General features: G+C 77.8%; 7 protein-coding genes. 2 read left to right on the top strand and 5 right to left on the bottom strand.

Annotation, left to right across the window (positions count from 1 at the left end; translation table 11 throughout):
* Positions 1-11: 11 nt before the first annotated feature.
* Entirely contained in the window at positions 12-1,193 is a 1,182-nt protein-coding gene (locus tag ACI79Z_RS15265; RefSeq protein ID WP_456903111.1) for a cation:proton antiporter, read from the bottom strand.
* 9 nt (positions 1,194-1,202) lie between these two features.
* Entirely contained in the window at positions 1,203-1,691 is a 489-nt protein-coding gene (locus ACI79Z_RS15260) for a cation:proton antiporter regulatory subunit (RefSeq protein ID WP_387989852.1), read from the bottom strand.
* Between the two features lie 109 nt (positions 1,692-1,800).
* Between ACI79Z_RS15260 and ACI79Z_RS15255 the strand changes: the two genes are divergently transcribed.
* Positions 1,801-2,421 carry an SGNH/GDSL hydrolase family protein gene (locus ACI79Z_RS15255; protein WP_387989855.1) on the top strand — a complete coding sequence of 207 codons (621 nt, stop codon included), beginning with the start codon at positions 1,801-1,803 and terminating at the stop codon, positions 2,419-2,421.
* 2 nt (positions 2,422-2,423) lie between these two features.
* On the opposite strand, the gene ACI79Z_RS15250 is transcribed toward ACI79Z_RS15255, so the two are convergent.
* The 3 genes from ACI79Z_RS15250 to ACI79Z_RS15240 are packed head-to-tail and all read right to left on the bottom strand — an operon-like array spanning position 2,424 to position 6,442.
* Positions 2,424-3,083: an NADPH-dependent F420 reductase gene (locus ACI79Z_RS15250; RefSeq protein WP_387989858.1), complete on the bottom strand. Its 660-nt coding sequence runs from the start codon at positions 3,081-3,083 to the stop codon at positions 2,424-2,426.
* A gap of 35 nt (positions 3,084-3,118) precedes the next feature.
* Positions 3,119-5,983 carry an FAD-binding and (Fe-S)-binding domain-containing protein gene (locus ACI79Z_RS15245; RefSeq protein ID WP_456903110.1) on the bottom strand — a complete coding sequence of 955 codons (2,865 nt, stop codon included), beginning with the start codon at positions 5,981-5,983 and terminating at the stop codon, positions 3,119-3,121.
* A gap of 54 nt (positions 5,984-6,037) precedes the next feature.
* Positions 6,038-6,442: a cupin domain-containing protein gene (locus tag ACI79Z_RS15240; RefSeq protein WP_387989863.1), complete on the bottom strand. Its 405-nt coding sequence runs from the start codon at positions 6,440-6,442 to the stop codon at positions 6,038-6,040.
* A gap of 177 nt (positions 6,443-6,619) precedes the next feature.
* Between ACI79Z_RS15240 and ACI79Z_RS15235 the strand changes: the two genes are divergently transcribed.
* A complete protein-coding gene (locus ACI79Z_RS15235) occupies positions 6,620-8,032 on the top strand; it encodes an MFS transporter (protein WP_456903109.1) in 1,413 nt (470 codons plus the stop codon).
* The last annotated feature ends 8 nt before the right edge of the window (positions 8,033-8,040 follow it).

Raw genomic sequence — 8,040 nt, 5'->3', positions numbered from 1 at the left:
GGCGCCGGCGCTCACGCGGCCGGCGCCGCGGGCCCGGGGCGGGCCGTGCCGGGGAGCGCGGTCCGGGGCTCGGCCAGCCGGGTCACCACGGGACCGGCGACGGCGAGCACCAGCACGTACGCGGTGGTCAGGGGACCCAGATCGGTGAGTCCGGCCGCCACGGCCAGGCCGGCGATGACCACGGAGAACTCGCCGCGGGCGATCAACGCCGTCCCCGCTCGCCAGCGGCCCGGAGCGGCGACACCGTCCCGGCGGGCGGCGTACCAGCCCGTTCCCACCTTGGTCGCCGCGGTCACGACGGCGAGGAGCAGCGCCGCCGGCAGGACCGGGAGGACGTCGGCGGGGTCGGTGCCCAGCCCGAAGGCGACGAAGAAGGTGGCCGCGAACAGGTCGCGCAGCGGGGTGAGGATCCGCCGCACCCGTTCGGCGAAGGGTGCGGGCAGGGCCAGCCCGACCAGGAAGGCGCCGACCGCGGCCGAGACGCCCAGCGCCTGCGCCGCGCCGGCGACCAGCAGGGTCAACCCGACCAGCCGCAGGAGCACCTGCTCGTCGTCCGGGGAGGTGAGCAACCGCCCCAGGTGCCGGCCGTGGCGCCGGGCGGCGGCCAGGACGAGGACCACGGTCCCGGCGGCCAGGGCGAGTCCGCCGGCGGCCGCGGCCGGGCCGCCCCCGGCCAGCGCCACGGCCAGCAGGGGCAGCACCAGCGCCATGGCGAGGTCCTCGAGCACCAGGACCGAGAGCACGGCCGGTGTCTCCCGGTTGGCCAGCCGGCCGAGGTCGGCGAGCAGCCGGGCCACGATGCCGGACGACGAGATGTAGGTGATGCCCCCGAGGGCGAGCGCGCCCTGCCAGGGCAGGCCGAGCGCCAGGCCGGCCACGATGCCCGGCGGCGCGTTGAGCAGCAGGTCCACCAGACCGGAGCGGCCGTGGTGGCGCAGCGAGGCGAACAGCTCGTCGGGTGAGAACTCGAGACCGAGGGCGAGCAGCAGCAGCACGACGCCGATCTCGGCCGCGGCCTCGATGAACGGCGTGGCCGTGGTCAGGGGCGCGAGCCCGCCGTCGCCCACCGCCAGCGCGGCCACGAGGACGAACGGGATGGGGGAGAGGTCCAGGCGCCGGGCGAGCAGGCCGAGCAGCGCGAGCCCCAGGAAGAGCAGCCCCAGCTCGACCAGCAGCGCCTCGGTGCCGTGCACGTCGGGGGCCTAGGCCGCGCCGTCCAGCCGCGCGCCGAGCTGGGTGAGCCCGGCGTCGGAGCCGATGGCGACCAGCACGTCCCCGGCGTGCAGCACCTCCGCCGGGCCGGGGGAGGGGACGACGTCGTGCTCGCGCACCACGGCCACGATCGAGCACCCGGTCAGGGTCCGGGCGCGGGTCTCGCCGAGCGGGCGCCCGTCGAAGGGTGACCCGGCGTGCACGAGGAAGCGGGCGGACCGGAGCCCCGGCACCTCCCGCGAGAGGTCCACGAACCGCTGGGTCAGCCGCGGTGCTCCCAGGAGCTCGGCCAGGACGCCGGTCTCCTCGGCGTCGAGGCGGAACACGGCGCGGGCGCGGTCCGGGTCGCGCCGGTCGAACACGGCCACCTCCGCGCCGCCCTCGCGCTGGACGACGACGGCCAGGCGGTCGCCGGCGCGGGTCGTGAGCCCGTAACGCACGCCGACGCCGGGCAGCATGGTCTCGTCCAGATCCACCACGCGGGCATCGTGGCAGAGCGTCGCGGGTCCGGCCGCACGGTGGCCGGGGTCACCGGCGGCCGGCCCGGGCGGCGGGCAGAGCGACCCGCCGGCCGGCGTTGTACCGGGCGTGACCGACCGTCTCCGCCTCGCCGTCCTCGGTGACTCGATCGCGTACGGCACCGGTGCCGCGCGGGTCGAGGACGGCCTCGGCCCGCGGCTGGCGCAGGTGCTGCGCAGCGCGGGCATCGAGACCGACCTGTCCGTGCTCGCCGTGCCCGGCGCCGCCTCCCGCGACCTCGCCGCGCAGGTGCGCCGGGCCGCGCCGCTGGACGCCGACCTCGCCGTCGTGGTGATCGGCGCCAACGACCTGGCCCGGTTCCTCCCCGTCGAGCAGGCGGTCGCCGCGCTCGGCTCCGCCGTCGACGGGCTGCGCGCCGCGGGCACCGACGTCGTCGTCGTGCCGGCGCCGGACATGTCCAGCGTGCCGTTCGTGCCGCCGGCGTTCCGGCCGGTCGTGCAGGCCGCCTGCGCGGTGCTGCAGCAGCGGCAGGCGGAGGCGGCGCAGGCGCGCGGCGCCGTCGTCGCGGCGGTGTCCGCCGAGGTGGGCCGGGCGTTCAGCACCGACCCGGCGCTGTTCTCCGCCGACCGGTTCCACCCCTCCTCGGCCGGCTACGCGCGGATCGCGGCGGCGCTGGCCCCGACGGTGTTGGCCGCCGCCCGCGCCCGCCGGGACCGCCGCGCCGCCTGAGCTCACGCGGCCCGGGTCGCCTCCGCGGTCGCCCGGCGCAGGCCCTCGAGGTCGAGGTCCGGGCCGTAGCCGGGGGTGCCGGGCTCGATCCGCCAGCTCTCGGACAGCGGGCCCAGGTCGAGCACGTCGAAGCCGACCTCGTCGATGAGCGAGGCGACGACCTCCTTCGCCGAGGCGTCGTCCCCGGCGACGGCGAGCGCCCGCCGGTGCGGCGTGCCGCTCGGCGTCCGCCGCGCGGTGATCTGCGCGGCCTGGATGTGGTTGAACGCCTTGACCACCCGGGAGGTGGGGAGGTGGTCCTGCAGCAGCTGCGAGCTGGTGGTGGTCCCCTGGTCGAGGGCGGCGACGTGCCCGTCGCGCTCCGGGTAGTAGTTGTTGGTGTCGATGACCACCTTCCCGGCCAGCGGCTCCACCGGGATGTCGGGCAGGGCCTTGAGCGGCACGGTGACGACGACCAGGTCGCCGGCGGCGCCGGCCTCGGCGGCGGTCGCGGCGCGCACGGAGCCGCGGCGGGAGGGCCGGTCCCCGAGCGCGTCGACGAGGCCGGCGAGCGTCTCCGGGCCGCGCGAGTTGGAGAGGACGACGTCGTGGCCGAGGTCGGTGGCCGCCTGCGCGAGCGCCGTGCCGATGTGGCCGGCGCCGATGATGCCGAGAGTGGTCATGCCTGCCGCCAACGCGCCGGCCGGCGGCCCATTCCCTACGCCTCCCGTGCCCGGTCCAGCGCGTCGGCGAGCAGCTCGGCCAGGTGCCGGCCGGGGCGGTCGGCGAGCTGGTCCAGCTGCGTGCGGCAGGAGAACCCGTCGGCCAGCACGACGGCGTCCGGCCCGGCCGCGCGGACGGCGGGCAGCAGCTGCTGCTCCGCGATCGCCACCGACACCTCGTGGTGGCCGCGCTCGACGCCCCAGTTGCCGGCCAGCCCGCAGCAGCCGCCGAGCCGGGTGACCGTCGCACCGGCCCGGCGCAGCAGCCGCTCGTCGGCCGCCCAGCCCATCACCGCGTGGTGGTGGCAGTGCGGCTGCGCGACCACCTCGACGCCGGCCAGCGACGGCGGCGCCCACCCCTCGGTGGCGGTGAGCAGCTCGGCCAGCGTCCGGGTGGCCGCGGCGACCCGCCCCGCGGCCGGGTCGTCCAGCAGCTCCACGGCGTCGCTGCGCAGCGCCGCGGTGCACGAGGGCTCCACGCCGACGATCGGGATGCCGGCGTCGGCCAGCGGCGCGAGCCGGCGCACGGTGTCGCCGAGGATGCGCCTGGCGGTGTCCAGCTGCCCCGTGGTGATCCAGGTGAGCCCGCAGCAGGTGTCGTCGCCGGGCACCTGCACCGAGTAGCCGGCAGCCTCGAGCACCCGGACGGCGGCGTGCGCGGCCTCCGGCGCGAAGTGGTCGGTGAACGAGTCCACCCACAGCGCCACCGGCGCGCCGCCGCCGGGCCGCGGGGTGAACGACTGCCGGAAGGTGCGCGGCGCGAACGACGGCAGCGACCGCCGCTGGTCCACGCCGGCGCCCCACCTGGCCAGCCGCCCGCCGAGCCGGTTGCGCAGCACGGCGTTGACCAGCCGCGGCGCCCGCGCGGCCAGGTCGGACCACATGGGCAGCCTGCCCAGCGTGTAGTGCGCCAGCGGCCGGAGGCGGCGCCGGTAGGACTGGTGCAGCACCTCGGACTTGTAGCTGGCCATGTCCACGCCGGTCGGGCAGTCCCGCGAGCAGCCCTTGCACGACAGGCACAGGTCGAGCGCGGCGTGCACCTCCGGTGAGCGCCAGTCCCGCACCGGCCCGCCGGGCGCGAGCATCTCCTGCAGCACCCGGGCGCGGCCGCGGGTGGAGTCCTTCTCCTCGCGGGTGGCCGGAAACGACGGGCACATGACGGCGACGCCGGACGGGTCGGCCCGGCACTTGCCGACGCCGGTGCAGCGGTGCACCGCGTTGGACAGGTCGCCGCCGTCGTGCCGGTAGGCCAGCGCCAGGGTGGGCGGGCCGGTGCGGAGCAGCCGGGGCGCGGCGGCCACCCGGACGTCGTCGTCCAGTCGGGCCGGGCGCACCAGCACGCCGGGGTTGAGCACGTCGTCGGGGTCGAACAGCGCCTTGACCTGCGCGAAGAGGTCCAGCGCGGCGGGGGAGTACATGCTCGGCAGCAGCTCGCTGCGGGCCCGGCCGTCGCCGTGCTCGCCCGACACCGACCCGCCGTAGCGGGCGACCAGCCGGGCGGCGTCCTCGACGAAGGAGCGGTAGGCGGCGCGGCCGCGGTCGGGCTCGCGCCCGAACGGGAAGTCGATGCGCACGTGCACGCAGCCGTCGCCGAAGTGTCCGTACGGCACGCCCTGCAGCCCGTGCTGCTCCAGCAGCGCGTCGAACTCGCGCAGGTAGGCGCCGAGGGACTCCACCGGCACGGCGGCGTCCTCCCAGCCGGCGTGCGCGGGGCGGCCGTCGGAGGTGCGCGCGGCCAGGCCGGCGCCGTCCTCGCGGATCCGCCAGATCGCCGCGGCGTGCGCGACGTCGGTGACCACCAGGGAGTCCAGCGCGCCGGCGTCGGCGACGACGCCCGCGCCCTTCGCCTCCACCTCCGCGACGGTGTCACCGGTGACCTCGACGATCAGCCAGCCCGCGCCGCGCGGCAGGTCGGGGACGACGGCGGCCGGCACGTCGCGCAGCCGCTGCACGATCCGCTCGTCCAGGCCCTCGACGGCGGTCGGCCCGTGCCGGAGCAGGCCCGGTGTGGCGTCGGCGGCCCCGGCCATCGACGGGTAGCCGAGCACCACCAGCCCGCGGTACGGGGCGTCGGCGACCAGCCGCACGGTCGCGCCGAGGACGACGGCCAGCGTCCCCTCGCTGCCCACCAGCGCCCGGGTGACGTCGAAGCCGTGCTCGGGCAGCAGGTGCTCCAGCGAGTAGCCCGACACCTGCCGGCCGAAGCGGCCGAGCTCGGTGCGGATGGTGGCCAGCTCGCGGCCGACCAGGGCGCGCAGGTCCTCGACCACCCCGCTGCCCGTGCCGTCCACGGCCGCCCCGGAGGTCAGCCGCAGCCGCTGCCCGGTCCCGGTGACGACGTCGAGGCCGACGACGTTGTCCGACGTCCGGCCGTAGCCCAGCGCGCGGGAGCCGCAGGCGTTGTTGCCGATCATCCCGCCGACGGTGCAGCGGTTGGCCGTGCTCGGGTCCGGCCCGAAGCGCAGCCCGTGCGGGCGGGCGGCCAGTTGCAGCCGGGCCTGGACGACGCCGGGGTCGATCACCGCGGTGCGCGCCTCGGCGTCCACCACGTGCACCCGGTCCAGGTACCGGCTGGTGTCGACGACGACCCCGGTGCCCACCGCGTTGCCGGCGATCGAGGTGCCCGCGCCGCGCATGGTCAGCGGCACGCCGAGCGTCCGGCAGACCTCGAGGGCGGCCACGACCTCGTCGGCGTCGCGCGGGCGGACGACGGCGCGCGGCAGCACGCGGTACAGCGAGCCGTCGGAGGAGTACAGCGCCCGGGCCAGGCCCGAGTCGTCGACGTCGCCGATCCCGGCCCGGCGGAGCGCGGCGGTGACCTCGGCGGTGTCGGAGGGGGTGTCGGCGAGTGCGCTGCTCACCCCACCAGTGTCCCCGGTGCCGCCGCGGGGGCGGACGGCACCGGGGGAGGAGGGTCAGTTCCCGGTCGGCGGCTCGTCCTCGCCGGACTCCTCGGCGGCGTCGGCCTCCTCCTTGGTGTGGTGCACCGCGCCGTCGGCGTGCTCCGGCGGGCCGTAGACCGTGTACAGGACCAGCGGGTTCGGCCCCGTGTTGAGGAAGTTGTGCTTCGTCCCGGCCGGGACGACGACCAGGTCGCCCTGCGCCACCTTCTTCGTGGCCCCGCCGACCTTCGCCTCACCGACGCCGCTGACGAAGGTGAGGATCTGGTCGATGTCCTCGTGGACCTCCTCGCCGATCTCCCCGCCCGGCGGGATGGTCATGACGACCAGCTGCGTGTTCTCCCCGGTCCACAGGACCCGGCGGAAGTCGGGGCTCTCCTCGGCGACGGTCGCGATGGTGAAGTGGATGACGGACGCCATGGACGGCGCTCCTCCCTGTCTCGCGGCACCCGGACGGTGCTCCTCGGACCAGCCTTGCCCCCCAGCCGCGCGCGCCATGCCTCGCCGCCCGACGGGGTGGCGTCGCTCCACCGACCCCTGCTAGCGTCGCCACATCCCGGTTGGAATGTCCAACCGACGAGCCTGCTGGGGGCGCGCGTGTCCCGATCGGTCGAGTCCCGTCCCGTCCCCGCGGCCGCCGACGGCGCCCCGGTCGCCGCGCTGCAGCGGCGGACGCTCGCCGTCGTCGCGGCCAGCACCCTCGTCGTCCTCGCCGCCTTCGTCACCCCGCTGGCCACCGCCGTGGCCACCGCGGCCGACCTGGGCACCGGCGCGGGCGGGCAGGCGTGGCTGCTGGCCGCGATGAGCGTCGGGCTGGCCGCGGCGCTGCTGGTCACCGGCGCGGCCGCCGACGACCTCGGCCGCCGCCGGGTGTTCACCGCGGGACTCGTGCTGCTGGCCGCCGGCGCCGCGCTCTCGGCCGCCGCGGGGTCCACCGGGGTCTTCGTCGCCGGCCGGCTGGTCGAGGGCGTCGGCGGCGCGGCCGTCCTGGCCTGCTCGCTCGGGCTGATCGCCCAGGTGTTCCCGCTCGGCCCGGCGCGGGCGCGCGCGGCGGCGGTGTGGGGCGCCAGCCTGGGCGCGGGCACCGGCGTGGGCGGGCTGGCCGCGGTGGTCCTCGACGGCGACACCGGCTGGCGGGCCACGCACGTCGCCACCGCCGTCGTCACGCTGCTGCTGGCGGTCGCCGCCCGGCTGCTGCTGCCGGAGGCCGCACCCGGCCGCCGGCCGCGCGTCGACGTCGCCGGGCCGGTGCTGCTCGTCGCCGCGGTGTGCTGCCTGCTCGTCGGGCTGGTCGCCACCCGCACCGGCACCGGGACCGGGACCGTGGTCGCGCTGCTCGCCGGCGGCGCGGTGCTCGCCGTCGCGTTCGTGCTGGCCGAGTCCCGGGTGCGCGCGCCGATGGTCGACCTGGGCCTGTTCCGCGTCCGCGGCTTCCTGGCCGCGAGCGTCGGCGCGCTGGTCACCGGCGCGGCCACGGTCGGGCTGATGTCCTTCCTCGCCACCGTGCTGCAGCGGGCGCTGGGCGAGAGCCTGCTCGCGACGACGGTGCTCGTGCTCGTGTGGTCCGCGGTCGCGACGGCGACGTCGGTGGGGCTGCGCTGGCTGCCCGGCGTCGACGGGCGGGTGCTGCTGGCCGGCGGCCTGGCGGTGTCGGCCGCGGGACTGGCGGCGCTGGCCGTCCTCGACCCGGGCGACCGGGCCGCCGCGCTGCTGCCGGGCCTGCTGGTCCTCGGCGTCGGCTACGGCGCGGCCAACGCCGCGCTCGGCCGCGAGGCGGTGGCGCACGTGCCGCCGGAGCGGGCCGGCATGGGCAGCGGCGCCAACAACACCGCCCGCTACCTGGGCGCCGCCGTCGGCGTCACGCTGGTCGTCCTGCTGGTGACCGCGGGCGCGCCCGCCGGCACCGCGGCCGGGCTGCTCGCCGGGTGGGACGCGGCCGCGCTCGCCGGCGCCGGGGTCAGCGCGGCCGGGGCGCTGGCGGTCCTGGCGCTGCGACCGGCGCGCCGCTGACCCGCGGG

It is taken from the genome of Geodermatophilus sp. SYSU D00663 (assembly GCF_054050655.1).
This window is presented reverse-complemented; position numbering and strand designations above follow the sequence as displayed.

Excerpts from the sequence above, each read along its gene's own strand:
- ACI79Z_RS15250 (WP_387989858.1), bottom strand. The coding sequence starts at position 3,083 with ATGACCACTCTCGGCATCATCGGCGCCGGCCACATCGGCACGGCGCTC.
- ACI79Z_RS15240 (WP_387989863.1), bottom strand. The coding sequence starts at position 6,442 with ATGGCGTCCGTCATCCACTTCACCATCGCGACCGTCGCCGAGGAGAGC.